The following is a 26,412-nucleotide window of genomic DNA, read 5'->3' on the forward strand; positions in this document are numbered from 1 at the left end:
CCACGCACGCCCACGCACGCCCACGAGGCCGACGCGAGGCCGAGATGAGGGAGACCCGTAATGCCTGAGGCTGTCATCGTCGCGACCGCTCGTTCCCCGATCGGACGAGCGTTCAAGGGCTCGCTGAAGGAGCTACGCCCCGACGATCTCACCGCCCGCATCGTGCGCGCGGCACTGGACAAGGTGCCCGAGCTGGACCCGGCCGACATCGACGACCTGCTCCTCGGGTGTGGGCTGCCGGGCGGCGAGCAGGGCTACAACATGGCGCGCGTCGTGGCCGTGCTGCTCGGCTACGACCACGTCCCGGGCGCGACGGTCACCCGCTACTGCTCGTCCTCGCTCCAGACCACGCGGATGGCCTTCCACGCGATCAAGTCGGGCGAGGCCGATGTGATCGTCTCGGCCGGCGTCGAGATGGTGAGCCGGTTCGCCAAGGGCAGCAGCGACGGCCTGCCCGACACCCAGAACCCCGTGTTCGCCGAGGCGCAGGCCCGTACGGCCAAGCGCGCGGAGGGCGGCGTGGACGCCTGGCAGGACCCCCGCGAGGACGGCCAGGTCCCCGACGTCTACATCGCGATGGGACAGACCGCCGAGAACGTCGCCGAGCTGCACGGCATCAGCCGGGCCGAGCAGGACGAGTTCGGCGTCCGCTCGCAGAACAACGCCGAGAAGGCGATCGAGGACGGCTTCTTCGCCCGCGAGATCACCCCGGTCGAGCTGCCCGACGGCACCGTGGTCTCCAAGGACGACGGCCCGCGACCCGGCACGACCCTGGAGAAGGTCGCGCAGCTCAAGCCCTCGTTCCGGCCGGACGGCACGGTCACCGCTGGCAACTGCTGCCCGCTGAACGACGGTGCCGCCGCCGTGGTCGTGATGAGCGACACCAAGGCGGCCGAGCTGGGCCTGACGCCGATCGCCCGCATCGTCTCCTCGGGCGTCTCCGCGCTGTCCCCGGAGATCATGGGACTCGGGCCGGTCGAGGCGTCACGCCGGGCCCTGAAGCTCGCCGGCCTCACGATCGACGACATCGAACTCGTGGAGATCAATGAGGCGTTCGCCGCCCAGGTGATCCCCTCCTACCGCCAGCTCGGTGTCGACCTCGACAAGCTCAACGTCCACGGTGGCGCCATCGCGGTCGGCCACCCGTTCGGCATGACCGGTGCCCGCATCACCGGCACCCTCCTCAACGGATTGCAAAGCCGCGACAAGACGCTCGGGCTGGAGACCATGTGCGTCGGCGGCGGCCAGGGCATGGCCATGGTGTTCGAGCGCCTCAGCTGAGAGCGTCCGTCCGTACGCTCCGTACGCGGGTCTGCGTCCGCCCTTCCGAGGGGCGCAGACCCGCGTCGTTAAGCTTCTCGCAACAGAGGCGTTAGCGGTTCGTAATGAATCATGCACTGTCCGTGACCTATGATCTACGTGCCGTGACAGAAAGGTCGCCCCAGGGGGGTTGTGCGATGGGCATCGCTGTTGCAAAGTCGTCAACAAGATGCACGCCCAGCCAGGAGGTGCCTATGTCCTTGAACCACTCACCGGAGACGCACAAGAATCTCATCGCACGCATCCCGAAAGTCACAGGTCGTGACCTCCCCGAGTGGTTCCAAGCCATAGATGACGGCCCCTCGTTCATCCGATGTGAGGAGAGGGTCAACTGGCTCGCGGACGAGCATGGCCTCTCCCATGGCTATGCCGTCGCCCTCGTGCACGAGCACGAGCTACACCGGCGGGCCGCTCGCTACTAGCACCGCTTCGTGGATCCGAGCCGGGCGCGCGACTTCGCCCGTGAACACCATCGGGCGATCATGGTCACGCGCCATGCGGACGGCCGCCCGCAGACGTCACCCGTCCTGTGCGCGGTCGACGACGCCGGACGCCTGATCGTCAGTACCCGAGAAACCGCGGCCAAGACCCGTAACCTGCTCCGCGACCCTCATGTGACGCTCTGCCTGATCAGCGACGCATTCTTCGGTGAGTGGGTCCAGATCGACGGCGAGGCGGAGATCGTACGCCTGCCTGAGGCCATGGAGCCCCTCATCGACTACTACCGGATGATCTCCGGTGAGCATCCGGACTGGAACGACTACCGCGCGGCCATGGAGCGCGAACGCCGCGTGCTGATCCGTGTGGAGATCACGCGCGCCGGCCCCGACGTCCACGGCTGACGACCCGCGATGTGACGCCCCCGCGTGGTGCGCGGGGGCGTTTCGCCGTCAAGGCCGGGTCCCACGTGGGGTGTTCCGGTCGTCACTTACCGCCGTCCCCGACGTACGGAACATCAAGGCCCCGTCAGGACGAGCTGGACGAAATAGGTCGAAGCAGTGCTCAACTCCTGTCAATGACCGGTGCCCCCGGTCGGAGTCGAACCGACACGAACAACTCTTTTAGGGAGTCTGCCTCTGCCTGTTGGGCCACGGGGGCGCCCGCAATCATACCGGGGGAGCGCCAATAGCGGTCCACAGGCTAAATGCAGTCAAGAATTCCTATTATTGCCGCCGTAAATCAGACCGAATACCACTCAGTATTTCTTCGTGGCCAGCTCGAACTCCTCGCGCGGGCGTTGCAGCGTGCCCAGCGAAACGACCTCACGGCTGAAGAACAGAGCGAGCGTCCAGTCCGCGGTGACCCGGGCCTTGCGGTTCAGGGTCGGCAGCCGGGACAGGTGGTAGGTCCGGTGCATGAACCAGGCGAGCAGGCCTCTTAGCTTGAGACCGTAGATCTGCGCAACCCCCTTGTGCAGTCCGAGACTGGCCACCGATCCGGCATAGGCGTGTTTGTAGGCCTTTAGTTCTCGGCCACGCAGCGCGTTGGCGACGTTCTCCCCCAAAACCTTTGCCTGACGCACCGCATGCTGGGCGTTCGGCGCGCAGAACTGCCCGGGTTTGGTGAGATCGGGCACCGCCGCGATATCGCCTGCGGTGAAGGCGCCTTCGACGCCGTCCACGGTCAGTTCGGCCGTGGCCTTGACCCGGTCCTTGTCATCCAGTGGCAGATCCGTCTTCTTGACAAGTGGGTTCGGCTTGACGCCGGCGGTCCATACCAGAGTGCCCGCGCCGAACCTCTCGCCGTCGCTGAGGACGATCTCGCGATTCTCGGCGGACTTGAGCAGCGTTTGGAGCCGCACCTCGATTCCTCTGCGGCGCAGGGCCTCGACGGTCCATTTGCCCATGTCCTCGCCGACCTCGGGCAGGATCTTGTCGCTGGCCTCGACCAGCACCCAGCGCATGGAGTCGGCATCGAGGTCGGAGTAGTACTGGCAGGCGTCCCGCGCCATGTCCTCCAGCTCGGCGAGCGCCTCCACACCGGCGTATCCCCCACCGACGAAGACGAAGGTGAGCGCCTGCCGGCGCGACTCGGGATGCGTCGAGGAGGCGGCGATGTCGAGCTGCCGCAGCACGTGGTTGCGCAGATAGATCGCCTCGGCCACGGTCTTGAAGCCGATACCGCACTCGGCCAGGCCCGGAATGGGCAGGGTCCGCGAGATCGACCCCGGGCAGAACACCAGGGTGTCGTAGTCGATCGTACGGATTTCGTACGGCTCGGCATCGGCACGCTCCACGACCTCGACGGTCGCCCTGCGGCCGGCGTGGTCGATCTGGGTCACGCGGCCGTTGAGGATCGTCACGCCGGGCAGCACGCGCCGCAGCGACACCACCACGTGCCGGGGTTCGAGGTTGCCGGCCGCCGCCTCGGGCAGGAACGGCTGGTAGGTCATGTAGGACTGCGGCGCGACCATGGTGATCTTGAGCTCGCCGCTCTTGAGCTGCCGGCGCATCTTCTTCCGCAGGCGCAGCGCGGTGTACATGCCGACGTAGCCGCCACCGACGATGAGCACGTGTTTGGACATATTCGATCCGGTACCCATGGCCCTTCCCGAAATTCGACCGTTAGCTTGTGAAAACTTTCACGATCTCCGTCTTCACGGTACTCCGCGGAAGGGTCCCTGGGCAGAGGGGTCCCTGTGAAACCAGTCACCTTCGAACCACACCGCCCGCGGCTGCGTCATAGAAGGAGGAAGAGATCAACGAGCGACGGGCAGGGCGCGCGTCCAGGGGAAGCGGGGGCTTTCCTGGCCGCCGCCCCGCCTTTCGCGTACGAGTCGCGGACACCGGAGGAAGCCGTGCCGCCGGAGACCGAGGTACGGCGACACCAGCGGTGGATCGATCCTCGGGAGTACGCCCGGCACGAGGCTCGCCGTGGCCGCAGGTTCGCGTTCACCCACCTTGCTCCGGCTCGCACCGCGCTGGTGGTCATCGACATGGTGCCGTTCTTCGTGTCCGGCAACCCCTACTGCCGCGGCATCGTGCCCGACATCGACCGCCTCGCCGACGCCCTCCGAGCGGCGGGCGGGACGGTCGCCTGGGTCCTGCCCGCGGCCGGGCAACGGACGCCGGTACGCGATGAGTTCTTCGGTCCGGAGGTGGCCGAGACCTACCGCACCTCCGGTGGAACGGGTCCTCTCTCCCAGCGGCTGTGGCCTGAAGCTGACGGCCTGTCCCGGTGACGTGCTGGTCGAGAAGACCACGGCCAGTGCCTTCTTCCCCGGCCCTCTTCCAGAATTGCTGGAAGAGCGTGGAGTCGACACCGTACTGATCAGCGGAACCGTCACCAACGTCTGCTGCGAGTCCTCGGCTCAGGCCCCTTCGGGGCCCGGTAGGCCGGCGTACGTGCGGGCGCGGGTCAGGACCGTGTCCAGCATCGCTTCGGTGACGCGGCCCGTGAAGGTGTTCTGCTGGCTCGGGTGGTAGCAGCCGATCAGCAGGGTCGTTCCGCCGGCCGGGGACGTGAGCTCGACCTCCGCCCCGTGGCCGAACGCCGGGCGCCGGGCGGGCGTGCCATAGCCCGCCTCCTTCAGCGCCGGCCACAGCGCCTGCCAGCCGTATCCGCCCAGCACGACGATCGCCCGGACGTCGCCCGCGACGAACCTCAGCTCCCTCGCCAGCCACGGAGCGCACGTGGCGCGCTCGGCCGGTGTCGGCTTGTTGGCCGGGGGCGCGCAGCGCACCGGTGCGACGACGCGGGCGCCGAGGAGCCGCTGACCGTCGTCGGCGCGCGTACTCGTCGCCTGGCTCGCCAGGCCGACGCGATGCAGGGAGGCGAACAGCCAGTCGCCGCTCCGGTCACCGGTGAAGATCCGGCCCGTCCGGTTTCCGCCGTGGGCGGCGGGGGCCAGGCCGACGATCATGACGCGCGGGGACGGGTCGCCCCAGCCCGGGACGGGCCGGCCCCAGTACTCCTCGTCCGCGTACGCGCGGCGGCGTTCGACCGCGACCTGTTCGCGCCACGCGACGAGGCGCGGGCACGCCCGGCAGACCGACTGCCGGGCCACCAGCTCGTCCAGGGACGGCGCCTCCGCGGCGAGCGAGCGTACGGACGCGGGGTCGGTGGCCACCGGGGTGTCCGCCCGCGCCGGGTCGCCCGGCCACCCGGTCCCCGGCGGCACGAACGGTGCGTTGACCCGGTCACCCATGCCGGCTCAGACCAGCGACCAGGCGATGCCGTCGAGGATGTCGTGTTCGCTCACGACCACGTCGTTGAAGCCGTACTCCCGCATGATCCGGTCGAGGATCAGCGCGCCCGCGCCGATGACGTCGACCCGGCCCGGATGCATGACGCCGATCGTGGCGCGCTCGTCGCGGGTCGAGTGCAGCAGCATGCGGGTCACGTCGTGGACCTGGCGCGCCTTCACGCGCGACAGGTGGATCCGCTCGGAGTCGTACGCCGGGAGGTCCAGGGCGATGCCGGCGACGGTCGTCACCGAACCCGCGAGCCCGACGAGCGTGCGGGCGCGGTCGACCGGGACCGGCGGGACGAGCGGCGGCGCCGGCGGGGGCGGAGGCAGCGGCATGCCACCGCCCGCGTCCACGAGGTCGGCCTCCGCGGGGGCCGCCTCGCCGGCCAGGGCGGCGGCCTCGTCGCGGGTGCTCTCACCCGTGCGTACGGCGGCGAGGGCCGCGTCGATGTCGGCGACGGCCGCCGCGAGCTGTTCGGGCGACGGCGGATCGGAGCACAGGTGGCGCTCGGTCATGCGGACGCAGCCGATGTCGACCGACCGCGACGCCTCCACCTCGGTGGTGCCGAGTACGAACTCGGTCGAGCCGCCGCCGATGTCCACGACGAGGTACGGGCGCATGGGACGCAGGGCCGCCAGGTCCTTGGTGGCGCCCGTGAAGGAGAGCTGCGCCTCCTCCTCGCCGCTGATCACCTCGGGCTCGACACCGAAGATCTCGACGACGCCCCGGACGAAGTCGTCGCGGTTGGCGGCGTCGCGGGTGGCACTGGTGGCCACGACGCGTACGCGCTCGGCGCCGTGCCCGGCGATGAGCTTGGCGTAGCCGCGCATCGCGGTGAAGGTGCGCTCGAGCGCCTCCGGCGCGAGCCGCCCGGTGCTGTCGACGCCCTGGCCGAGCCGGACGATCTCCATCCGGCGTTCGATCTCCACCAGCTCATCGGAGATGTCGGCGATGAGAAGGCGGACGGAGTTGGTGCCGCAGTCGATGGCGGCGACGCGTGTGGCGGCGCTCATTCGCTCGGCTCCTCGGGGGGCGTCCTGTCCTCGGTGCTCGTCGCACCAGCGATCATGACGGCTTCCTGACTTGGTTGACAGGTGGTCTGTGAAGTCTGTTCGACATTGACACAACTCCCGGCTCGCCACCAGTCCGGGAGCTCACGCAGCGCCTCGGCGCCGAAGGGGTTCGCCCCCGGCACCGCGAGCTCGTGCGCCACCAGCGCGTGCAGGCACTTGACCCGGGTCGGCATACCGCCGGCGCTCTGCGTTCCCGCTGGTAGTGGCTCTATTTCCTCGGCGCTCGCGGCGGCGTCGCGGCGCGTCTGGTAGTCGTCGTGGGCGGCGGCGTACGCGGCGGCCAGCTCCGGATCGGAGGCCAGCCGGTCCGTCATCTCCCTCATCATCCCGCTCGCCTCAAGCGTGCCGATGGCCGAGGCCGCTTTCGGACAGGTGAGGTAGTAGAGCGTGGGGAACGGCGTGCCGTCGGGCAGGCGCGGCGCGGTCTCCACCACGTCGGGCAACCCGCAGGGACAGCGATGCGCCACCGCGCGCAGCCCGCGCGGCTCGCGGCCGAGCTGAGCCGCGACGGCCGCCGCGTCGCGTTCGTCGATCACCGATTTCCCTTCGAGCCTCGCCTGACGTCCTCTCCGCCGAGCCGCGTGGCCACGATCACACCATCTGGTCCATGGCCGACGGGACCGATCAGGCCCGCGGTAGATGCCTGGTTTCGCCGATGTTGTGCCAGGTTATCGGGTCACCGGTGCTGGTCGGCCGCGTCCACCGAACGCCACAGCGTCACGTACCACGGCGGCGTCGGCTCCGGTGACTTCTTCGCGGCGCTCTGCCCACCGCCGTCGTCGCCACCGACGACCACGTAGCACTTGGCGCCGGGATCGCACATGTGCAGGCGGCGCCGGGCCTCACGCCGTACGTAGGACTCGTCGCCGAGCCGCTTCTTCTGCGCCGCGAGCTGTTCGACCTGCTGCTGCGCCTGCCGCTGCTGCACGCGGAGCTGAGCGATCTCGCGGCGCTGCGCGATGTACTCCCGGACCGGGTAGGCCAGGCTGAGCGCGATCGCGCAGGCCACCACGGCCAGGATCGCGGCGCGCCCCGTGAGGTGGGCGCGCCGCAGCTCCCTGGCGTCGACCGCGTCGGAGTCCGCCGGCCTGCGCTTCGCCTCGGCCACCGTCGCCTACGACCAGCGGAACCGCGGGAAGGCGGCGGCGCCGGCGTAACGGGCCGCGTCGTCGAGCAGCTCCTCGATGCGGAGCAGCTGGTTGTACTTGGCCACCCGGTCGCTGCGCGCGGGCGCGCCGGTCTTGATCTGCCCGCAGTTGGTCGCGACGGCCAGGTCGGCGATCGTGGTGTCCTCGGTCTCGCCCGAACGGTGGCTCATCATGCAGCGGAAACCGTTGTTGTGGGCCAGCGACACGGCGTCGAGCGTCTCGGTGAGCGTGCCGATCTGGTTCACCTTGACCAGCAGCGCGTTGGCCGAGCCGGCGTCGATGCCGCGCTGGAGCCGCTCGGGGTTGGTGACGAACAGGTCGTCGCCCACGATCTGCACCTTTTCGCCCACGGCGTCGGTGAGGGCCTTCCAGCCCGCCCAGTCCTCTTCCGACAGCGGGTCCTCGATGGAGACCAGCGGGTACGCCTCGAGCAGCTCGCCGTAGTAGGCGGCCATCTCCTCGGCCGAGCGCTTGGCACCCTCGAAGTCGTAGACGCCGTCGGTGTGGAACTCGGTCGCGGCCACGTCGAGCGCGAGCGCGATGTCGGCGCCCGGACGGAAGCCGGCGCTCTTGATCGCCTCCAGGATGAGGTCGAGGGCGTCGCGGTTGCTCGGCAGCTCGGGGGCGAAGCCGCCCTCGTCGCCGAGGCCGGTGGCCAGGCCGCGGCCCTTGAGCACCGACTTGAGCGCGTGGTAGGTCTCCGCGCCCCAGCGGACGGCGTCGCTGAAGGTCGGCGCGCCGATCGGGGCGATCATGAACTCCTGGATGTCGACGTTGGTGTCCGCGTGGGCACCGCCGTTGAGGATGTTCATCATCGGCACGGGCAGCAGGTGGGCGTTCGGGCCGCCGACGTAGCGGAACAGCGGCAGGTCGGCCGTCCTGGCCGCCGCCTTGGCCACCGCGAGGCTCACGCCGAGAATGGCGTTGGCCCCCAGCCGGGACTTGTCCGGCGTGCCGTCGAGATCGATCAGCTTCTGGTCGATGATGCGCTGGTCGTCGGCGTCGTAGCCGAGGAGCTCCGGCGCGATCTCGTCCTTCACGCCGAGAACGGCCCTCTCCACGCCCTTGCCGTTGTAGCGCTCACCGCCGTCGCGCAGCTCGACGGCCTCGAACTGGCCGGTCGAGGCTCCGCTCGGCACCGCGGCGCGAGCATCGCAGCCGTCGTCGAGCAGAACCTCGACCTCGACGGTGGGGTTACCACGGGAGTCGAGGATCTCCCGAGCCTGGACGACGTCGATCGACGACACTTGATCTCCTTGTGATCACTACGAGACGTTTCGCCCCCCGAGCCTAGCCGTCCCGGGTAGGGCGACGATGCAACGCCACCCCTGTTTCCGAATCACCGCCGCCGAGTACCGGAACGCGTCGCCTCACCGCCGGGTCGTCTTCGGTGGTCAGCCGGTTACATCACGCTCTCACGGACTTGACGGAGACTTCTGGATCCTTGTCTACTTAGGCGACCATTCATATATGTTCTATAGGTAATAGGGAGTTGCGATGAAATCGCGGTTCGCCGCCCTCGGCCTCGCCGTCCTCGCCGGTACCGGGCTGCTCGCTGCGTGTGGCGGCTCCGGCAAGTCCTCCGGCGGCGACGACACCCAGGTGCGGCTCGGGTTCTTCCCCAACATCACCCACGCCACCGCGCTCGTCGGCGTGCAGAAGGGCTTCTACACCAAGTACCTGGGCAAGGCGCCCAAGACGCTGACGTTCAACGCGGGACCGGCGGCCACCGAGGCCGTCTTCTCCGGTGCCGTCGACGCCACGTACGTCGGGCCGAACCCGGCCATCAACGCGTATGCCAAGTCACACGGCCAGGCCGTCAAGGTCATCGCCGGCGCGGCCAGCGGCGGCGCCTCCCTCATCGTCAAGCCGGGCATCAAGTCGGCCGCCGACCTGCGCGGCAAGAAGATCGCCACGCCCCAGCTCGGCAACACCCAGGACGTCGCGCTGCGCTACTGGCTCAAGCAGCAGGGGCTCAGGACGGACAAGAACGGCGGCGGTGACGTCCACATCATGCCGCAGGACAACTCCCAGACCCTCCAGTCCTTCGAACAGAACCAGATCGACGGGGCGTGGGTGCCCGAGCCGTACGCCTCCCGGATGATCCTGGAGGGCAAGGGCAAGAAGCTCGTCGACGAGACCTCGCTGTGGCCGGGCGGCAAGTTCGTGGTCACCCTGCTGATCGTGCGGACCGAGTTCCAGAAGGAACACCCCGACCTGGTCAAGAAGCTGCTGCAGGCCCAGGTCGAGTCCACCGACTACATCAACTCCAACAAGCCCGACGCCGAGAAGGCGGCCAACGCCGAGTTGCAGGCCCTCACCGGCAAGCCGCTCAAGCAGGAGGTTCTGGACTCCACGTTCAAGAACGTCACCTTCACCGACGACCCGATCGCGTCGTCGCTGAACGGCAGCGCGCAGCACGCCGAGCAGGTCGGCCTGCTCGACCACGTCGATCTGAAGGGCATCTTCGACCTCGGCCCGCTGAACGAGGTGCTGAAGGCCAAGGGAGAACCGGCGGTGAGCAGTTCATGAGCGAGCGAACCGGCGAACACAGCGTCCTGGGCACTCCCCCGACGGAGGAGGGCTCATGATCATCGAAGCGGGGAGTACGACCGTTCCGGCGGTCACGATCGAGCGGGTCTCCAAGGCGTACGGCACGGGCCGGGGCGCGCTGCTCGCGCTCGACAAGGTGTCGCTGACCGTGGCGCGCGGGGAGTTCGTCTCCATCCTCGGCGCCTCCGGCTGCGGCAAGAGCACGCTGCTGTCGATCATCGCGAACCTGGACCGGCCGACGCTCGGCTCGGTGGACGTCGGCGGCGCGCGGGTCGGGCTGATGTTCCAGGAGCCCGCGCTGTTCCCGTGGCTGACCGTGAACGGCAACATCGAGCTGGCTCTCCGTACGCGCGGTCGTGCCGGAGGCGCGCCCAGGAATCAACGCAGTCCCAAAGCCGAGCGCCGGGCGCGGACCGCCGAGCTGCTGGAGGTCGTGCACCTCGGCGGCTTCGGCGGGAAGCGGCCGCACGAGCTGTCCGGAGGCATGCGCCAGCGCGTGGCGATCGCGCGGGCGCTCGCGCAGGAGAGCGACGTGCTGCTCATGGACGAGCCGTTCGCCGCGCTCGACGCGATGACCCGCGACCTGCTGCACGACGAGCTGGAGCGGATCTGGTCCGAGCGCTCGCTGACGGTCCTGTTCGTGACGCACAACGTACGGGAGGCGGTGCGTCTTGGCGACCGGGTCGTGCTGCTGTCCAGCCGGCCCGGCAGGGTCGTCGAGGAGTTCCCGGTGCCGCTCGACCGGCCCCGGCGCACCGACTCCGGCGAGGTCGCCTCCCTCGCCGCCAAGATCACCGACCGGCTGCGCGAGGAGGTCGGACGCCATGGCGCGTGACACCGATGTGATCGACACCCCCGATCCGGCCGCGAACGGCCTCGAACGCCAGATCGCCGGGCTGGACGCCCTGGAGATGGCGGCCAGGTCCCAGCACGGCGTGGTGCGCCGCGCGTGGGCGTCGACCTGGCCGGTCCTGGCCGCGGTCGCCATCGCGATCGTCATCTGGGAGATCGTCGTGCTGAGCGGCTGGAAGCCGACGTACGTGCTGCCCGGTCCGGGCGACGTCTTCCCCCAGCTCGGGAAGGACCTGAGTGAGGGCGCGTTCTGGTCCGGGCTCGGGCTGACCATGCGCCGCGCCGTGATGGGTTTCGCGCTGGCGATCCTCGTCGGCGCGGTCCTCGGCGCCGTCGTCTCGCGCGTGCGGTTCCTGCGGGTGGCATTCGGCTCGCTGATCACCGGGCTGCAGACCATGCCGTCGATCGCGTGGTTCCCGCTCGCCATCCTGCTGTTCCAGCTCAGCGAGAGCGCCATCCTGTTCGTCATCGTGATCGGTGCCGCGCCCTCGATCGCCAACGGCCTGATCGCCGGGGTGGACTACACGCCGCCGATCCTGCTGCGGGCGGGCAAGATCCTCGGGCTGCGCGGCGTCGCGCTGTACCGGCACCTGATCCTGCCCGCGTCGCTGCCGGCGTTCGTGACCGGTCTCAAGCAGGGCTGGGCGTTCGCCTGGCGCAGCCTGATGGCCGGTGAGCTGCTGGTCATCATCGGCCATCACGCGTCGCTCGGCGTACGGCTGGAGTACGCGCGGGAGAACATCGACGCGCCCGACATGATCGCCACCATGATCATCATCCTGGTGATCGGCATTGTGATCGACCGGCTCTTCTCCGCGGCCGACCGCACCCTGCGCGCGCGGCGCGGCCTCGAGTCGAGCTGAGCCGGTTACCCGGCGTCGCGGACCACGAGCCCACGCGGCGCCGTGTCGCCGATCGGCGGGAACGTCGGCGGCGGGATGGTCGGCGGGCCGCCCGTGGGCGGGCCGCCGGGCGGATTGCCCGGCGGGTGCGGGACGCTCGGCACACCCCGGCTGAGGTGGATGACGACCGTCGTCCCCGGTTCGACGCGGGCGCCGCCGCCCGGGCTCTGGCTCGCCACGGTGCCCCGCGAGTACCCCGACGACACGCTGGAGCCCGTCACCACGCCGAAGCCGGCCGCCGCCAGCCTCGCCCGTGCGGCCGAGGCGCTCATGCCGACCACGCTCGGCACCGAGACGAAGTCCTCGCCCGAGCCCTCCCGGTAGTACTCGCTCGGCGGGCTGTGGAAGTTGTGCGCGGGCACGCCCTTGAGCGCGCCCAGCATCGTCTGCCGCCAGATCGGGGCCGGGATGTCGGAGCCGAACACCTCGCCGTAGCAGCGTCCGGCCAGGCACACGTTGCGCAGCGGGTGCGCGTAGCCTCCGCGCGGGTCGCCGACCCAGACGGCGCTCGCCAGGTCCGGTGTGTAGCCGGCGAACCAGGCCGAGGAGTAGTCGTCGACCGTGCCGGTCTTGCCGGCGGCCGGGCGGCCGATGCCCATGCCGGCTGCGGTGCCCTGCGTGAGCACGCCGCGCAGGATGTGGTTGACCCCGTCGGCGACGCCCTTGCGGATGGCCTGGCGGCACTTGGCGTCCGGGACCTTCAGCTCGTGGCCGTTCCGGTCGGTGATCTTGGACAGCACGACCGGCTCGCAGTAGCGGCCGCGGGCGGCGAACGCCGCGTACGCCGCCGCGAGCCGCAGCGGAGAGACCGTGTTGGCGCCGAGGGTGAAGGAGGCGACCTGCTCGAGCGGCTTGCCGTCGGCGCGGCGCATGCCGAGCCGTTCGGCCATCTTCACCGTGTCGCAGAGCCCGACCTGCTTCTCCAGGTTGAGGAAGAAGGTGTTGACCGAGTTCCACGTGCCCGTGACCAGGCTGAACGAGCGGCCGCCCTCGCCGTCGGCGGCGTTGCTCAGCGGCGTGTTCGACCCGGCGTACTTGCCGTCGCAGTCGCGCAGGCCGGTGGGCGCGTAGCGCTCGGGGGCGTACAGCCGGTGGCCGAAGGCCATGCCCTGGTCGAGGGCGGCGGCGAGCGTGAACACCTTGAACGTCGACCCCGCCTGCATGCCCAGGCTCGTGCCGTGGTCGCCGTCGGCGGCGAAGTTGACCCAGGTCTTGCCGACCTTCTCCGACGGTCCGAGGGCGCGGTCGACGGCCATCGCCTTGACCGCGCCGGTGCCGGGCTCGACCAGGACCTCCGCGGCCGCCTTGTGGCTGGAGTTCTTCTGCGGCACATAGTGGTCCACCGCGCGCTGGGCGGCCCGCTGCATCTTCGGGTCCAGGGTGGTGTGGATCGTCAGGCCGCCGCGCTGCAGGAGCAGCTTCCGCGCGTCGGCCGTCGCCCCGAAGATCGGGTTGGTGAGGATCTCCCGCTGGACGTAGTCGCAGAAGAAGGGCGCCGAGCTCTCCACACAGCCGTTCGGCGTCGAGGTGATGTCGAGGTTCAGCGGCGTGCTCTCGGCGGCCGACACGTCCGCCTTGCTCGCCCAGTGGAGCTGGGCCATCCGCGCCAGCACCGTGTCACGGCGCTCGACGGCCGTCTTGGGGTGCACCGTCGGGTCGTAGGCGTACGGGTAGCGCACGACGCCGGCCAACAGCGCCGCCTGCGCCAGGGTGAGCGTCGCGGCGGACCGGCCGAAGTAGTGCCGGGCGGCGGCCTCGATGCCGTACGCACCGTCGCCGAAGTAGGCGATGTTGAGGTACCGCTCCAGGATCTGGTCCTTGGTGTAGCGCTTCTCCATCGCGACCGCGAGGCGCAGCTCCCGGAGCTTGCGCGCGGGGGTCGTGGCGCGGGCCTCGTCCCGCTGCTCTTCACTGGTCGCCGTCTCGACCAGGAGGTTCTTGACGTACTGCTGGGTGATGCCCGAGCCGCCCTGGGTGACCTCGCCGGCGGCGACGTTGCTGACCAGGGCGCGGAGCGTGCCCTTGACGTCGAGGCCGCCGTGCTCGTAGAAGCGGTTGTCCTCGATGGCCAGGATCGCCTTGCGCATGACCGGCGCGACCTTGTCCAGCGGGACGTCGACGCGGTTCTCGTAGTAGAAGGTGGCGATCTTCGAGCCGTCCGCGGCGAGGATGACCGACCGCTGCGGCACCGGCGGGGTGCGGATGTCGGCGGGCACGGACTGGAACCAGTCCGCGCCGTCGCGGGCGCTCACGCCGAGCATGCCGAGCGTGGAGAAAGCGATCAGGGCCGCCAGCACACCGGCGACCACCCCCGTGCCTGCGAGGCGGCAGACGATGCGGAGGGTGCGGTGCTGCGGGGCCACCCCTGACGACACCCGGACAGAGTACGTCGAAAGTTGTCTTCGTAGATCTCGCTGGCCTAACAAAAAATCCCATCAACCGCAGCGGGACACCTCAAAGCACGCCTAACAGCAGTTTCGCCGGGAAATCCGCAAGAATCGCTAAGCGACTTGGACCCGAACTCTTACGGGCGCCAAGCCTGGAGAAGCCAGTCGAGGAACGGCGACCCCTCGTCGCGATCGTCGCCGTGCCCCGGTTCGTCGTCGTGCCCCGGTTTGTCGCCGGCCTTCGCGTCACCCTTCTCCTTGTCCTTTTTGTCCTTTTCTTCCTCTTCCTCGCCGCTCCCCTTGCGGAAGAAACCGCCGCTCGGCGGGCTGAAGCCGTGCTCGGGCACGTCCCGCAGCGCCTCGGTCATCGTGTCGCGCCAGATCGGCGCCGGGACGTCCGCGCCGTACACCTGCGCGAAGCAGCCCTCGCCGAGACAGACGTCGCGCAGCGGGTGTTTGTAGCCGCCGCGCGGGTCGCCGACCCACACCGCGCTCGCCATGTCGGGCGTGTACCCGGCGAACCAGGCCGAGGAGAAGTTGTCCACCGTGCCGGTCTTGCCCGCCGCCGGCCGGCCGATCTCGTTGCCCTTGGCGGTGCCCTTGGTCAGCACTCCGCTGAGCACGTGGTTGACCGCGTCGGCGACGTCCCGGTCGATCGCCTGGTGACACTTCGCGCTCGGGACCTTCACCGGTCCCTTCGGCGAGGTGATGCTGGTGATGGCGATCGGCGAGCAGTACCGGCCGCGCGCGCCGAACGCCGCGTACGCCGCCGCCAGCCGCACCGGCGAGACGGTGTTGAAGCCGAGGGTGAAGGACGGGTACTGCTCGAGCTTGCCGCCGGTGGCCTTGCGCATGCCGAGGCGCGTGGCCATCTTGTACGTCTCGCACAGGCCGACCTTGCGTTCGAGTTCGAGGAAGAAGGTGTTCACCGAGTGCCAGGTGCCGGTGACGAGCGTGAAGTCACGGCCGCCCTCGCCGTCTCCGGCGTTGCCGAGCGCGGTCGAGTCGCCGACGCGGTGGCCGGCGCAGTTGCGGAAGCCGGTCGGCACGAACTCCTTGGGGGCGAACAGCTTGTCGCCGAACGCCATGTCCTGCCGGAACGCCTCGGCCAGCGTGAACACCTTGAACGTCGAGCCCGCCTGCATGCCGAGACTGGAGCCGTGGTCGGAGTCGGCCGCGAGGTTGACCCACATCATGCCGCGCTTGCTGCTGTCGCCGAGCTTGCGGTCGATCGCCATCGCGGTGATCTCGCCCGTGCCGGGCCGGACGAGGACCTCGGCGGCGGCCTTGCCGGAGGAGTTCTTCGGCGGCACGTGCCGGTCCACGGCGTGCTGGGCGGCCTTTTGCATCGTGGGGTCGAGCGTGGTGTGGATCTCCAGGCCGCCGCGCTGCAGCAGGGCCTTGCGCTGTCGCAGGGTCTTACCGAAGACCGGGTTGCCGAGGATCTCCCGCTGCACGTAGTCGCAGAAGAACGGCGCCGAACTGGTCACGCAGCCGTTCGGCGTCTTGGTGATCTTGAGCTTGACCGGCCGGGCGCGGGCCGTCGCGGCCTCCGCCGGCGTGATCACCTTGAGCTGGAGCATGCGGTTCAGCACGAGGTCGCGCCGCTGCCGGCCGTGCTTGGGGTGCAGGTGGGGGTTGTAGACCGTGGGCGAGCGCACGATCCCGGCGAGCATCGCGGCCTGGTCGAGCGTGAGGTCCGCCGCGTGCTCGCCGAAGTAGTGCCGGGCCGCCGCCTCGACCCCGTACGCGCCGTCGCCGAAGTAGGCGATGTTGAGGTACTTCTCCAGGATCTGGTCCTTGGTGAACCTCTTTTCCAGCCCGACCGCGTAGCGCAGCTCGCGCAGCTTGCGGCCGGCGGTCGGCTCCAGCGCGCTCCGGCGCTCCCGCGCGTTGTCGGCCATCTCGGCGAGGGCGTTCTTGATGTACTGCTGGCTGAGCGTCGACCCGCCCTGGATGACCTCACCGGCCCGCAGGTTGGCGATGACCGCGCGCAGGGTGCCCTTGACGTCGAGCGCACCGTGCTCGTAGAAGCGGCTGTCCTCGATCGCCACGATCGCCTTGCGCATGACGGGGGCGATCTGGGCGAGCGGCACCTCGACGCGGTTCTCGTAGTAGAACGTGGCGAGCTTGCTGCCGTCGGCCGCGAGGATCACCGAGCTCTGCGGCAGCGCCGGCGTCACCAGGTCGGCGGGCAGCCCCTGGAACCCGCGGTTGGCCGCGCGCACGCTCAGCCCGCTCATCAGGGCGTACGGGAGCAGCAACGCCGCCGTCAGCATGCCCGCGATGAAGCCGACGGTCGCCAGATCGCGAAGCCTGGCGAGCGTATCTCCCGTTTTCGCCCCCACAATCCGCGGTCATCCCCACACGTATGGTAACCGGAAACCTTGGACGGCGTTTCGTCGGTTACCGGCGCTCTGAGAGGCTCCTGGCGTTCCGCGCCGATACGCTGCTCGGATGGCCCAGAACGATCACCGGGTGATCCTGCGCCCGCTCACCGCCGGCGACGAGCACGAGTTCCTCGCCCTGGTGGCCGCCAGTACGGACCTGCACCGTCCGTGGATGTCGCTGCCCGCCGCTCCTCCGGCGTTCCACGCCTACGTCACGCGCTACGAAGGGCCGGACGAGGAGTCGCTGCTCGTCTGCCGGCGTGACACCGGGGCCATCGCGGGCCTGATCAACATCAACAGCATCATCCGCGGGCGCTTCCAGTCCGCGTCGCTCGGCTACGCGGCGTTCGCCCCGTCCACCGGCCGGGGATACATGTCCGAGGGGCTCGACCTGGTGATGCGTCACGCCTTCGAACGGCTCCGGCTGCACCGGTTGGAGGCCCAGATCCAGCCGGAGAACCACGCCTCGATCCGGCTGGTCCGCCGGGCCGGTTTCCGCAACGAGGGCTACTCGCCCGAGCTGCTGTTCATCGACGGCGCCTGGCGGGACCACGAACGCTGGGCCATCACGAACGCGATGGCCGGTATGGTCCCCGCCGAGCCGCATCCCACCCGGCCCGAGCGCTGACGGCGGCGGTTGCCGCGCTACGCCTCGTCGTCCGCGTCCTCCCAGTCGCGGACGCGGTCGTGGAAGCGCCTCGCGGCGGCGCGAAGCTCGGCCTCCGGGTCGCGGCCCTCCTCGCGCAACCGGTTGACCAGGGCGAACAGCTCGGCGCCGGTCCCCTCGTCGGAGAACAGCTCCTTCGGGGCGCCCGCCTTGGCGGCGCGCCGCTGGAGCTTGGCCGCGAGCGACAGCGCGGGCTGGCCCATCGGCACGCCGTGGAAGATCGACGCGTCCTCTCCGCGCTCGACCGACTTGATCTTGTCCCAGTTGGCGTTGACCTCGTCGGCGTCGGCGACCGTGACGTCCCCGAACACGTGCGGATGGCGGCGGACCAGCTTGTCCACGATGCCCTCGGCCACGTCGTCGACGGTGAAGTCCTCGGACACCTCCGCGTGGAAGGCGACCTGCATGAGCACGTCGCCGAGCTCCTCGCGGAGCGCCTCGAGGTCGCCGCTCTCGATCGTGTCGACGACCTCGTACGCCTCTTCGAGCAGGTACGGCGCGAGGGAGGCGTGCGTCTGCTCGCGGTCCCACGGGCACTCGCGGCGCAGCGTCGCCATCACCGTGATCAGGTCGAGGAAGCGCGCGCCCGGCAGGTCGTACGCGCCGTGCACGACCTCGACCTCGGGCGGGTCGTCCATGCCGATCAGGGCCGTGCCGACGGCGCGCATCAGGGCCTCGTCGCCGTCTTCGGCGGCCAGCCACACGACCGCGGCGTCCGACGCCGCCCGCACGAGGGACGTGGCGTCCGGGTCGGTCACCTCGATCTCGATCCCGGCCGCGGCGATGTACGGCAGCTGCGGGTGCTCGGCCGAGCCGGTCAGGACCCGGTCGGCCGTACGCAGCGTGTGCCACGCCGGCCAGGTCAGCTGCCCCGGCGCGACGCGCGGCGAGGAGGCGAGGAAGGTCAGAGCCGGCACTTGACCTCACCGGCGGCCGCACTGTCGGGGGTGCCGGAGTCCGGGCTGGACAGGCGGGGGCAGACCTGGCCGAGCGACATGGTCTTGTCGTCGAACTCGCCGAAGCGCGGGTTCACCGTGATGGCGAGGTGCCGCTTGGCGTTCGTGTAGTCGCCCATGATCCGCTGCAGCACCTGCTGTCCCTGCTGCTGGTCGACGGGCTGGTCGGGGTTGATCCCGTACCGCTGCATCATCGTCCGCTGGATCAGCAGGCTCCGCCCGTAGTCCAGGTCGTAGGAGGTCGGCAGCCCCTGGGCCACGACGAACGCGTCGAGGCTCGACCGGCCGCCCTTGGACGCGATGAAGGCGTCCACCTGGCCCGGTGAGACGGACACGTGCTGTTCGCGGGCGACCTGGTCCCACGCGCGGATCTCGATGAGCTGGTACAGCGCGCTGCGCTGCGGCGAGGACGGATCGTAGGGGCCCTGCTGCGCCGCCTGCTGCTCCGGCTGCTGTTTCTGCGCCTCCCGGGCCTGCGCGACGATCTGGCCCACCTGGGGGTAGTTCGGCAGCTCCTTGGTCCACTGGTCCGCGGTGGACTCGACCTTGGAGACGGTGATGCGGCCATGGCCGATGATGGCGGCGGCACCTGGCTGTACGGGGCCGCACGCGGCCAGGGCGGTACCGGCGGCCAGTACGCAGACGGCGGCCTTCAGCGACTTACGGAACACAGTGTCCTTCTCGTTTCGTGGCTCACGGAGAACCTGTCTCACTGTGCCACCGGCTCGGGGAGGAACAGTGCCTCGACGAGGTCGGTGGCCCATTTCAGCAGCTCCTGGTCGCGCAGCGGACGGCCGCCCAGCGGAGCCGTCTTGGGGGTCGGCACCAGCAGCGTATTGGTCGCGGCCTTGACGATGCTCTTGGGGTAGAGTCGTTGCAGCCGGACGCGGCGCGAGTCGGGCAGCTGCACGGGCGAGAACCGGATGTGGTTGCCCTGCAGGGTGACGTCCGTCAGCCCGGCCCGGCGCGCGAGGGCACGGAACCGCGCGACCTCCAGGAGGTTCAGCACCGGCACCGGCAGCGGGCCGAAGCGGTCGGCGAGCTCCTCGCGCACGGGTTCGAGCTCCGAACCGTCCTGGACGCCCGCGATGCGCCGGTACGCCTCCAGCCGCAGCCGCTCCCCCGGGACGTACTCGTGCGGGATGTGCGCGTCGACCGGCAGCTCGACCTTGACCTCGGGCGTCTCGGCCGGACCGTCCTCGCGCAGCTCGCGCACGGCCTCGCCGACCATCCGGACGTACAGGTCGAAACCGACGCCCGCGATGTGGCCGGACTGCTCGGCGCCGAGCACGTTGCCCGAGCCCCGGATCTCCAGGTCCTTCATGGCCACGAACATGCCCGCGCCCATCTCGGTGTGCTGGGCGATCGTGGCCAGCCGCTCGTGCGCGGTCTCGGTGAGCGGCGCCTCGGGCGGGTACAGGAAGTAGGCGTACGCGCGCTCGCGCCCGCGCCCGACCCGGCCGCGCAGCTGGTGGAGCTGCGACAGGCCGTACATGTCGGCCCGGTCGACGATCAGCGTGTTGGCGTTCGGGATGTCCAGCCCGCTCTCCACGATCGTCGTGGCGACCAGGACGTCGTACTCCTTCTCCCAGAAGTCGACCATGATCTTCTCGAGCTGGTGCTCGTTCATCTGGCCGTGCGCGACGCCGACCCGGGCCTCGGGCACCAGCTCGGCGAGGTGCTTGGCCACCTTGTCGATCGAGCGCACGCGGTTGTGGACGAAGAAGACCTGACCCTCGCGGAGCAGCTCGCGGCGGATCGCGGCGGCGATCTGCTTGTCGTCGTACGGGCCGACGAACGTCAGGACCGGGTGCCGCTCCTCGGGCGGGGTGAGGATCGTCGACATCTCGCGGATGCCGGACAGGCCCATCTCCAGGCTGCGCGGGATCGGCGTGGCCGACATGGCCAGGACGTCGACCTGGGTGCGCATCTCCTTGAGGCGTTCTTTGTGCTCGACGCCGAACCGCTGCTCCTCGTCGATGATGACCAGGCCCAGCTCCTTGAACCGGGTCTCGGGCGACAGCAGCCGGTGCGTGCCGATGACCAGGTCGACGGTGCCGTCGGCGAGACCGCGCAGCGTCTCGGCGACCTCCCCGGCGGTCTGGAACCGGCTGATCGGCTTGATGTTCACCGGGAACGCCGCGAAGCGCTCGGAGAACGTCGACAGGTGCTGCTGCACCAGCAGCGTCGTCGGCACCAGGACCGCGACCTGCCGGCCGTCCTGGATCGCCTTGAACGCCGCGCGCACCGCGATCTCGGTCTTGCCGTAGCCGACGTCGCCGCAGATCAGCCGGTCCATCGGCACCGGCTTTTCCATGTCGGACTTGACCTCGTCGATCGCGCCGAGCTGGTCGGGCGTCTCGACGTACGGGAAGGCGTCCTCCAGCTCGCGCTGCCACGGCGTGTCGGCCGCGAACGCGTGGCCCGGCGAGGCCTGCCGGGCGGAGTAGAGGCGGATCAGCTCGCCCGCGATCTGGCGCACCGCCTTGCGGGCGCGGCCCTTCTGCTTCTGCCAGTCGGCGCCGCCGAGCCGGTGCAGGCTGGGCGCCTCGCCGCCGACGTAGCGGGTGACCTCCTCGAGCTGGTCGGTCGGCACGAACAGCCGGTCGCCCTTGGCGTACTCGATGATGAGGTACTCGCGCGTGGCGCCCTGGACCGTACGGCTCGCCATCTCGACGTAGCGGCCGACGCCGTGCTGCTCGTGCACGATGTAGTCGCCGGGAGTGAGCCTCAGCGGGTCGATGCCGCCGCGGCGGCGCGACGGCATGCGGCGCATGTCCTTGGTGGAGGACTTCTGCCCGGACAGGTCGGTCTCGGTGAGCACCGCGAGGCGCACGGCGTCCCAGACGAAGCCGTGGTCGAGGCGGCCGCAGGCGACGTTCACGAGCGCGGGCTCCGGCGGGCCGTCCAGGTCGGCGACCCTGGCGCCGAGGCCCTCCTCGCGCACGACCTCGGCGAGGCGCTCGGCCGGGCCGTGGCCCTCGGTGACGAGCACGACGCGCCAGCCGTCGTGGATCCAGCCCTTCACGTCGGCCATCACGCGCTGGGTGTCGCCGCGGTAGGACTCGGCGGCGCGCGCGCCGACGCGCAGCGCGTCGGTGTCGGGCTCGCCGCTCACCTCGGTGACCTCGGTCAGCTCTCCCGTGGCATCGGAGTACTCCCGCCGGGTTGTCGGCGCGTCATCTCCGACCCCACCTTCGGCTCCCACCCCCACCCCGCTCGCGAACGGCGTGATGGTCCGCCAGGGAAGGCCCAGCTCGGCGGCGTGGCCGTGGACCTCCTCCAGCGTGCGGTAGGCGGCCTCGCCGAGGTCGATCGGCGCCTCGCCGCCCGCGGCGGCGTTGACCCACGACGCCTCGAGGAACTCCTGGCCGGTGCTGACCAGCTCCGCGGCCCGCGTGCGGATGCGCTCGGGGTCGCAGACGACCACCCAGGAGGCGTCCGGCAGCACGTCGAGCAGCAGTTCCATGTGGTCGGCGAGCACGGGCGCGAAGGCCTCCATGCCCTCGACCGCCGAGCCGTCGGCGATCTGGTCGAGCACGTCGGCCAGCGCCGGGTGCTCGCGCGCCAGGTCCTTGGCACGCTCGCGCACGGACTCGGTCAACGGCAGCTCACGGCACGGCGGCGCCCACAGGCCGTCCTGCGAGACCTCCAGCGAGCGCTGGTCGGCGGCCTTGAAGTAGCGGATCTCCTCGACCTGGTCGCCCCAGAACTCCACGCGCAGCGGGTGTTCTTCGGTGGGCGGGAAGACGTCGAGGATGCCGCCGCGCACCGCGATCTCGCCGCGCTTCTCCACCAGGTCGACCCGGTTGTAGCCGGCCTGGACCAGGCGGCGCACGACGTCGTCGAGCTCCACCTCGTCCTGGGCGCGCAGGCGTACGGGCTCCAGGTCGCCGAGGCCGGAGACGATCGGCTGCAGCACGGCGCGGACCGGGGCGACCACGACGCGCAGCGGACCCGCCGCGGGGTCGTCCGGGTCGCCGTGCGCCAGCCGCCGCAGCACGGCGAGGCGCTGGCCGACGGTGTCCGAGCGCGGCGACAGGCGCTCGTGCGGCAGCGTCTCCCACGCGGGGAACGCCGCGACGTCGGCGGGGTCGAGCAGGCTCGTCAGCGCGGCGGTGAGGTCCTCGGCCTCGCGCTCGGTGGCGGTGACCATCAGCACGGTGCGGCCGGGTTCGCGGGCGAACGCGGCGCCGAGAAGCGGCCGCAGCGCGGGCGGCGCGACGAGATCGAGCCACGGGTCATGGCCGGAGACCGCCGCCACGAGGGCAGGGTCGGCCGAGGCGACGTCGAGCAGTCCGGAAAGGGTCATGAGCTCACAGAGGAAGGCAGCGCGAAACACCCGGAGCCATTGCCGCCCCCGGGGTACCCAGCCTACGCGCCCCCGGATACCACAGTGGAGCCTCCCCGCGAGGAGCGGTAAGACGAAACGCACCACACGGACAAAGTCGATTGCGAGCACGACACGGATGCGGGCGACTACTCTCCGGAGTTGTGACCGACCTGCGAACACCGCCGATTCACGACGGTGGCCTGTTCCCAGCACGAGTCCGGGAGTATGCCTACGAGAGGCCCATGCAGCGGCTCGCGATCCTCGACGCCGGCTGCGGATGGGCGCACGAGATCGAGCTCGCCGCCCATGAGTGCGTGATAACCGGCGTGGACGACGACCTGCCGCCGCTGCGGGCGCACACCGAGGCGCGGCGCGACCTCGACAGCTGGCAGCTGGGCGACCTGCGCACCGTTCCGATGCCGCCGCGCGTGTACGACGTGGTCCGCGCGTCGCACCTGATCGAGCGGATCGCGCACGCGGAGCTGGTGCTCGACCGCTTCGTCGCCGCGCTGAAGCCGGGCGGGCTGATGGTCGTGCGGTTCCGCGACCGCCGAGGCGCCTTCGGCTACCTCGACCGGCGGCTGCCGCACTGGCTGCGGCACCTGATGTGGCACCAGGAGCAGCCGCCGCCGGCCGTGTACGACCGGGTCGCCTCGCTGGAGGGCATGCGCTGGTACTGCATGATGCGCGGGCTGGTCATCGCCGAGGAGATCACCTCGCGCGACACCGTCACCGGATTCGGACGCCTGATGGGCATCGTGTTCCGTGTCGTGGCGTTGCTCGGCCGCGGTCGGCTGACCTCGGCCTACAGTGAGGTGACCATGGTGATCCGCAAACCGGAAAACCGCTTCGCCCGCATCATCTGAGGTGTCTCGTGCAGCGCGTACAGTGCAATGGTCAGGGGTCTAGACACGATCGGAGTCCGCGTTGACCACCGAAACCGGCGAGCTGCGCGATCTGCCGACTCTCACGCCGGGTCCGGCCGAGCTGGCCGACCTCGAGCTCCTGCTGAACGGCGCGTTCCGGCCGCTCACCGGATTCCTGGGCGCGGTCGACGCGGCGACCGTCGCGGCGGCCGGGCGGCTGTCGGACGGCACGCGCTGGCCGGTGCCGGTCACGCTGACCGTTCCCGAGGACCTGGTGAAGGAAGAACGCCTGATCCTCACCGACCCCGAAGGCGTGCCGCTCGCGGTCCTGACCGCGGCCGAGGCGTGGAAGGACCCCGCGCCCGCGCCGGACGGCCTCGCCGACGCCGACCCGCCGCGCGACCCCGCCTTCTCGGGGTGGCGCATGGCCGGGCCCGTCACGCCGCTGCGCACGCCCGAGCACGGCCCGTTCCGCGGGCTCCGCATGCCGCCGGACGAGGTGCGCCTGGAGCTGGCGGACGCCGCGACTCTGGCCATCGCGACCCGCACCCCGCTGCACCGGCGCCAGCTCGGGCAGCTGCGCCAGCTCGCCGAGAAGCTCGGCGCGCGGGTCCTCGTCCTGCCGCTCCTGGGCGAGGGCGGCAACGACGCGCTCGTGCGCGCGGTGCTGAGCGTGCGCCGCGAGCTGCCGGGCGACACGCTGGTCGTGCCCGTGCCGCTGGCCGAACGACGCGGACGCGACCTGCTGCTCACCGCGCACGTCGCCGCCGCGTACGGCGCGACGCACCTGTTCGCGCCGTCGTTCACCGCCGCGGACGAGGAGGCGGCGCCGCTGACGCTCGCCGCGCCGGAGCCGTGGGCGTTCGACGAGAGCCTGGAGGTGTGGCGGCCGACCGCCAAGATCGAGCCCGACCACGTACGCGACGAGCCGACCGAGGAGGAGCTCGCCGACCTGCTCGACCGCGGCGAGGAGATCCCCGAGTGGTTCACCACGCCCGCCGTGGCCGAGGAGCTGCGGCGCGCCCACCCGCCGCGGCATCGGCGGGGCGTCACGGTGTTCTTCACGGGCCTGTCCGGCTCGGGCAAGTCGACGCTCGCGCGCGGCCTGTCCGACATGCTGGTCGAGCGTGGCGGCCGTACGGTGACGCTGCTCGACGGCGACATCGTCCGCCGGCTGCTGTCGGCCGGCCTGACGTTCTCCCGCGAGGACCGCGACCTGAACATCCGGCGCATCGGCTACGTCGCGGCCGAGATCACCCGCCACGGCGGCGTGGCCGTCTGCGCCCCGATCGCCCCGTACGCCGCCACCCGCGCGGAGGTGCGCCGCATGGTCGAGGCGGCCGGCGACTTCGTCCTCGTCCACGTGTCCACGCCGCTGGCGGAGTGCGAGCGCCGTGACCGCAAGGGCCTGTACGCCAAGGCGCGGGCCGGCGTCATCCCGGAGTTCACCGGCATCTCCGACCCGTACGAAGCGCCCGATGACGCGGATCTGACGATCGACACGTCCGAGCTGTCCCCGCACGACGCCGTGACGCGTGTCTTCGACCACCTCGTCGCCGAAGGCTGGGTCCGCACCGGCTGACCAAGCCCATTTACCACCACTCTGGTGGTTTATGTCCATTGGAAGGTACGCTGGGGCGAGTTGCCTAGTTTGCCGGTAGGACATACAGATGCACTTCGACTTCACGATGGCAGCGGGGGCGCTGCTCGTGTCGGTCATCGTCGGCCTGACCGGCATGGGCGGCGGTGCCCTGATGACGCCGATGCTCACCGTGCTCTTCGGCGTTCCGCCGCTCACCGCGGTCTCCAGCGACCTCGTCGCCGCGGCGATCATGAAGCCGGTGGGCAGCCTGGTGCACCTGCGTCACGGCACCGTCAACCTCCGCCTCGTCGGCTGGCTCTGCGCGGGCTCGGTGCCCTCCGCCTTCTGCGGCGTGCTCATCGCCCGCGCCCTCGGCGACGGCAGCGGGGTGCAGGACGTGATCGGCAAGGCGATGGGCGCGGCCCTTCTCATGGCCGCCGCCGGCCTCGCCATCCGCGGGTACCTCGCGATGAAGGACCGGGCCTCCAACCGCGCCGACCGCCGTACGGCCGCTCCCGGCTCACCGGCCTCGGAGCCGCCGCCCGTCATCGCCGTACGGCCGGTGCCCACGGTGATCGTCGGGGTCGTCGGCGGCCTGAGCGTGGGCATGACCTCGGTCGGCTCCGGCTCGCTCATCATCGTGACGCTGCTCGCGCTCTACCCCACACTGAAGGCCAACCACCTCGTCGGCACCGACCTGCTGCAGGCGGTACCGCTGGTGTGGGCCGCCGCGCTCGGGCACATCCTGTTCGGCGACTTCCACCTGGCGGTCACCGTCGCGCTGCTGGCCGGATCGATCCCCGGGGTGATCATCGGCTCGCTGATCTCCGCACGCGCGCCGGGCGGGCTGATCCGGCGTGTCCTGGCCTTCGTGCTGCTGGCGTCGGCGCTGAAGATGTTCGGCGTCGGCAACGCGGCGATGCTGTGGATCCTCCTCGCCGTGCTGGTCGGCGCGGCGGTCGTGTGGATGCTGCTGCGGGCCGCCCACGGCCTGCGTCCGATCGAGATCTTCGACCGCCAGCGCGGCTGATTTCAGCCGGGCATGCGCCCCATCGCGGGCTATTTCCCGTACTTCCCGGCAAGAGTGGCGATCAACGGCAACAATGGTGTCTCGATCATCACCGAGCCACAGATCCCCGCCAGAGGCCTGTGATAGACAAGCTCGGTTCACGGGTGAAGAAAAATGGGAGCAA

Annotated in this window: 23 protein-coding genes and 1 tRNA gene; 12 read left to right on the top strand and 12 right to left on the bottom strand. The window is 70.4% G+C overall.

What is annotated here, in order from left to right:
• Window positions 1-60 precede the first annotated feature (60 nt).
• The 3 genes from ABEA10_RS05315 (at window position 61) to ABEA10_RS05325 (ending at window position 2,162) form a co-directional block, all read left to right on the top strand.
• A complete protein-coding gene (locus tag ABEA10_RS05315) occupies window positions 61-1,281 on the top strand; it encodes an acetyl-CoA C-acetyltransferase (protein WP_345458249.1) in 1,221 nt (406 codons plus the stop codon).
• A 233-nt stretch (window positions 1,282-1,514) separates the two neighbouring features.
• Complete coding sequence (locus ABEA10_RS05320; protein WP_329242271.1) at window positions 1,515-1,742, top strand: DUF4287 domain-containing protein; 228 nt, start codon at window positions 1,515-1,517, stop codon at window positions 1,740-1,742.
• 9 nt (window positions 1,743-1,751) lie between these two features.
• Complete coding sequence (locus ABEA10_RS05325) at window positions 1,752-2,162, top strand: PPOX class F420-dependent oxidoreductase (RefSeq protein WP_345458252.1); 411 nt, start codon at window positions 1,752-1,754, stop codon at window positions 2,160-2,162.
• A 181-nt stretch (window positions 2,163-2,343) separates the two neighbouring features.
• On the opposite strand, the gene ABEA10_RS05330 is transcribed toward ABEA10_RS05325, so the two are convergent.
• Window positions 2,344-2,418: transfer RNA gene (locus ABEA10_RS05330), tRNA-Leu, on the bottom strand.
• A gap of 97 nt (window positions 2,419-2,515) precedes the next feature.
• Entirely contained in the window at window positions 2,516-3,844 is a 1,329-nt protein-coding gene (locus ABEA10_RS05335; RefSeq protein WP_345458254.1) for an NAD(P)/FAD-dependent oxidoreductase, read from the bottom strand.
• A gap of 273 nt (window positions 3,845-4,117) precedes the next feature.
• Here ABEA10_RS05335 and ABEA10_RS05340 point away from each other — a divergent pair, with 273 nt between their 5' ends.
• Window positions 4,118-4,501 (top strand): hypothetical protein, encoded by a 384-nt coding sequence (locus tag ABEA10_RS05340; RefSeq protein ID WP_345458256.1) that lies wholly within the window; start codon window positions 4,118-4,120, stop codon window positions 4,499-4,501.
• Window positions 4,398-4,745, top strand: coding sequence for an isochorismatase family protein (locus tag ABEA10_RS51010; RefSeq protein ID WP_425550871.1), 348 nt, complete (start codon window positions 4,398-4,400; stop codon window positions 4,743-4,745). Before ABEA10_RS05340 ends, ABEA10_RS51010 begins: the two co-directional genes overlap by 104 nt.
• Here the strand turns inward: ABEA10_RS51010 and ABEA10_RS05345 are convergent.
• The 5 genes from ABEA10_RS05345 to eno all read right to left on the bottom strand — a co-directional run bounded on the left by ABEA10_RS05345 (window position 4,631) and on the right by eno (window position 8,978).
• Window positions 4,631-5,467, bottom strand: a complete 837-nt coding sequence (locus ABEA10_RS05345) for a uracil-DNA glycosylase (protein ID WP_345458258.1) — start codon at window positions 5,465-5,467, stop codon at window positions 4,631-4,633. The two genes, ABEA10_RS51010 and ABEA10_RS05345, sit on opposite strands and share 115 nt — an antisense overlap.
• A 6-nt stretch (window positions 5,468-5,473) precedes the next feature.
• Entirely contained in the window at window positions 5,474-6,523 is a 1,050-nt protein-coding gene (locus ABEA10_RS05350) for a Ppx/GppA phosphatase family protein (RefSeq protein ID WP_345458260.1), read from the bottom strand.
• The gene (locus ABEA10_RS05355; RefSeq protein ID WP_345458262.1) at window positions 6,520-7,119 is read right to left on the bottom strand and encodes a DUF501 domain-containing protein; all 600 of its coding nucleotides are present in this window, start codon (window positions 7,117-7,119) and stop codon (window positions 6,520-6,522) included. The genes ABEA10_RS05350 and ABEA10_RS05355 overlap by 4 nt, the downstream gene beginning before the upstream one ends.
• A gap of 140 nt (window positions 7,120-7,259) precedes the next feature.
• Window positions 7,260-7,691 (bottom strand): FtsB family cell division protein, encoded by a 432-nt coding sequence (locus ABEA10_RS05360; protein WP_345458264.1) that lies wholly within the window; start codon window positions 7,689-7,691, stop codon window positions 7,260-7,262.
• A 6-nt stretch (window positions 7,692-7,697) separates the two neighbouring features.
• Window positions 7,698-8,978 (bottom strand): phosphopyruvate hydratase, encoded by a 1,281-nt coding sequence (eno, locus tag ABEA10_RS05365; RefSeq protein WP_345458266.1) that lies wholly within the window; start codon window positions 8,976-8,978, stop codon window positions 7,698-7,700.
• A gap of 250 nt (window positions 8,979-9,228) precedes the next feature.
• Here eno and ABEA10_RS05370 point away from each other — a divergent pair, with 250 nt between their 5' ends.
• Genes ABEA10_RS05370 through ABEA10_RS05380 form a run of 3 tightly spaced genes read left to right on the top strand, consistent with a single transcriptional unit; the run spans window position 9,229 to window position 11,999 of the window.
• Window positions 9,229-10,263: an ABC transporter substrate-binding protein gene (locus ABEA10_RS05370; RefSeq protein ID WP_345458268.1), complete on the top strand. Its 1,035-nt coding sequence runs from the start codon at window positions 9,229-9,231 to the stop codon at window positions 10,261-10,263.
• Between the two features lie 55 nt (window positions 10,264-10,318).
• Window positions 10,319-11,119, top strand: coding sequence for an ABC transporter ATP-binding protein (locus tag ABEA10_RS05375; protein WP_345458270.1), 801 nt, complete (start codon window positions 10,319-10,321; stop codon window positions 11,117-11,119).
• Window positions 11,109-11,999: an ABC transporter permease gene (locus tag ABEA10_RS05380; RefSeq protein ID WP_345458272.1), complete on the top strand. Its 891-nt coding sequence runs from the start codon at window positions 11,109-11,111 to the stop codon at window positions 11,997-11,999. The genes ABEA10_RS05375 and ABEA10_RS05380 overlap by 11 nt, the downstream gene beginning before the upstream one ends.
• 5 nt (window positions 12,000-12,004) lie before the next feature.
• Here ABEA10_RS05380 and ABEA10_RS05385 read toward each other — a convergent pair whose 3' ends face one another.
• A complete protein-coding gene (locus ABEA10_RS05385) occupies window positions 12,005-14,413 on the bottom strand; it encodes a transglycosylase domain-containing protein (protein WP_345458274.1) in 2,409 nt (802 codons plus the stop codon).
• A gap of 149 nt (window positions 14,414-14,562) precedes the next feature.
• The gene (locus ABEA10_RS05390; protein ID WP_345458276.1) at window positions 14,563-16,773 is read right to left on the bottom strand and encodes a transglycosylase domain-containing protein; all 2,211 of its coding nucleotides are present in this window, start codon (window positions 16,771-16,773) and stop codon (window positions 14,563-14,565) included.
• A 109-nt stretch (window positions 16,774-16,882) separates the two neighbouring features.
• On the opposite strand from ABEA10_RS05390, the gene ABEA10_RS05395 reads away from it, so the two are divergent.
• The gene (locus ABEA10_RS05395; RefSeq protein WP_345458278.1) at window positions 16,883-17,443 is read left to right on the top strand and encodes a GNAT family N-acetyltransferase; all 561 of its coding nucleotides are present in this window, start codon (window positions 16,883-16,885) and stop codon (window positions 17,441-17,443) included.
• Window positions 17,444-17,460: 17 nt separating this feature from the next.
• Here the strand turns inward: ABEA10_RS05395 and ABEA10_RS05400 are convergent, their stop codons facing one another.
• The 3 genes from ABEA10_RS05400 to mfd are packed head-to-tail and all read right to left on the bottom strand — an operon-like array spanning window position 17,461 to window position 22,750.
• Window positions 17,461-18,399 carry a nucleoside triphosphate pyrophosphohydrolase gene (locus tag ABEA10_RS05400; protein ID WP_345458280.1) on the bottom strand — a complete coding sequence of 313 codons (939 nt, stop codon included), beginning with the start codon at window positions 18,397-18,399 and terminating at the stop codon, window positions 17,461-17,463.
• Window positions 18,387-19,109: a SurA N-terminal domain-containing protein gene (locus tag ABEA10_RS05405; RefSeq protein ID WP_345458282.1), complete on the bottom strand. Its 723-nt coding sequence runs from the start codon at window positions 19,107-19,109 to the stop codon at window positions 18,387-18,389. The genes ABEA10_RS05400 and ABEA10_RS05405 overlap by 13 nt, the downstream gene beginning before the upstream one ends.
• A 38-nt stretch (window positions 19,110-19,147) precedes the next feature.
• Window positions 19,148-22,750, bottom strand: coding sequence for a transcription-repair coupling factor (mfd, locus tag ABEA10_RS05410; protein ID WP_345458284.1), 3,603 nt, complete (start codon window positions 22,748-22,750; stop codon window positions 19,148-19,150).
• Window positions 22,751-23,013: 263 nt separating this feature from the next.
• Here mfd and ABEA10_RS05415 point away from each other — a divergent pair, with 263 nt between their 5' ends.
• The 3 genes from ABEA10_RS05415 (at window position 23,014) to ABEA10_RS05425 (ending at window position 26,249) form a co-directional block, all read left to right on the top strand.
• Complete coding sequence (locus ABEA10_RS05415; RefSeq protein ID WP_329242320.1) at window positions 23,014-23,637, top strand: class I SAM-dependent methyltransferase; 624 nt, start codon at window positions 23,014-23,016, stop codon at window positions 23,635-23,637.
• A gap of 61 nt (window positions 23,638-23,698) precedes the next feature.
• Entirely contained in the window at window positions 23,699-25,219 is a 1,521-nt protein-coding gene (gene cysC, locus ABEA10_RS05420; RefSeq protein ID WP_345458288.1) for an adenylyl-sulfate kinase, read from the top strand.
• Window positions 25,220-25,307: 88 nt separating this feature from the next.
• Window positions 25,308-26,249, top strand: a complete 942-nt coding sequence (locus ABEA10_RS05425) for a sulfite exporter TauE/SafE family protein (protein ID WP_329242325.1) — start codon at window positions 25,308-25,310, stop codon at window positions 26,247-26,249.
• The last annotated feature ends 163 nt before the right edge of the window (window positions 26,250-26,412 follow it).

Source organism: Actinoallomurus oryzae (assembly GCF_039541955.1).
Lineage (GTDB): Bacteria > Actinomycetota > Actinomycetes > Streptosporangiales > Streptosporangiaceae > Actinoallomurus > Actinoallomurus oryzae.

What these genes read in the sequence shown, in the direction of transcription:
- ABEA10_RS51010 (WP_425550871.1), top strand. Translation starts at nt 4,398, where the DNA reads ATGAGTTCTTCGGTCCGGAGGTGGCCGAGACCTACCGCACCTCCGGTG.
- ABEA10_RS05380 (WP_345458272.1), top strand. Translation starts at nt 11,109, where the DNA reads ATGGCGCGTGACACCGATGTGATCGACACCCCCGATCCGGCCGCGAAC.
- ABEA10_RS05415 (WP_329242320.1), top strand. Translation starts at nt 23,014, where the DNA reads ATGCAGCGGCTCGCGATCCTCGACGCCGGCTGCGGATGGGCGCACGAG.
- ABEA10_RS05370 (WP_345458268.1), top strand. Translation starts at nt 9,229, where the DNA reads ATGAAATCGCGGTTCGCCGCCCTCGGCCTCGCCGTCCTCGCCGGTACC.
- ABEA10_RS05425 (WP_329242325.1), top strand. Translation starts at nt 25,308, where the DNA reads ATGCACTTCGACTTCACGATGGCAGCGGGGGCGCTGCTCGTGTCGGTC.
- ABEA10_RS05320 (WP_329242271.1), top strand. Translation starts at nt 1,515, where the DNA reads ATGTCCTTGAACCACTCACCGGAGACGCACAAGAATCTCATCGCACGC.
- ABEA10_RS05395 (WP_345458278.1), top strand. Translation starts at nt 16,883, where the DNA reads ATGGCCCAGAACGATCACCGGGTGATCCTGCGCCCGCTCACCGCCGGC.
- mfd (WP_345458284.1), bottom strand. Translation starts at nt 22,750, where the DNA reads ATGACCCTTTCCGGACTGCTCGACGTCGCCTCGGCCGACCCTGCCCTC.
- ABEA10_RS05315 (WP_345458249.1), top strand. Translation starts at nt 61, where the DNA reads ATGCCTGAGGCTGTCATCGTCGCGACCGCTCGTTCCCCGATCGGACGA.
- ABEA10_RS05375 (WP_345458270.1), top strand. Translation starts at nt 10,319, where the DNA reads ATGATCATCGAAGCGGGGAGTACGACCGTTCCGGCGGTCACGATCGAG.
- ABEA10_RS05345 (WP_345458258.1), bottom strand. Translation starts at nt 5,467, where the DNA reads ATGGGTGACCGGGTCAACGCACCGTTCGTGCCGCCGGGGACCGGGTGG.
- ABEA10_RS05350 (WP_345458260.1), bottom strand. Translation starts at nt 6,523, where the DNA reads ATGAGCGCCGCCACACGCGTCGCCGCCATCGACTGCGGCACCAACTCC.
- ABEA10_RS05335 (WP_345458254.1), bottom strand. Translation starts at nt 3,844, where the DNA reads ATGTCCAAACACGTGCTCATCGTCGGTGGCGGCTACGTCGGCATGTAC.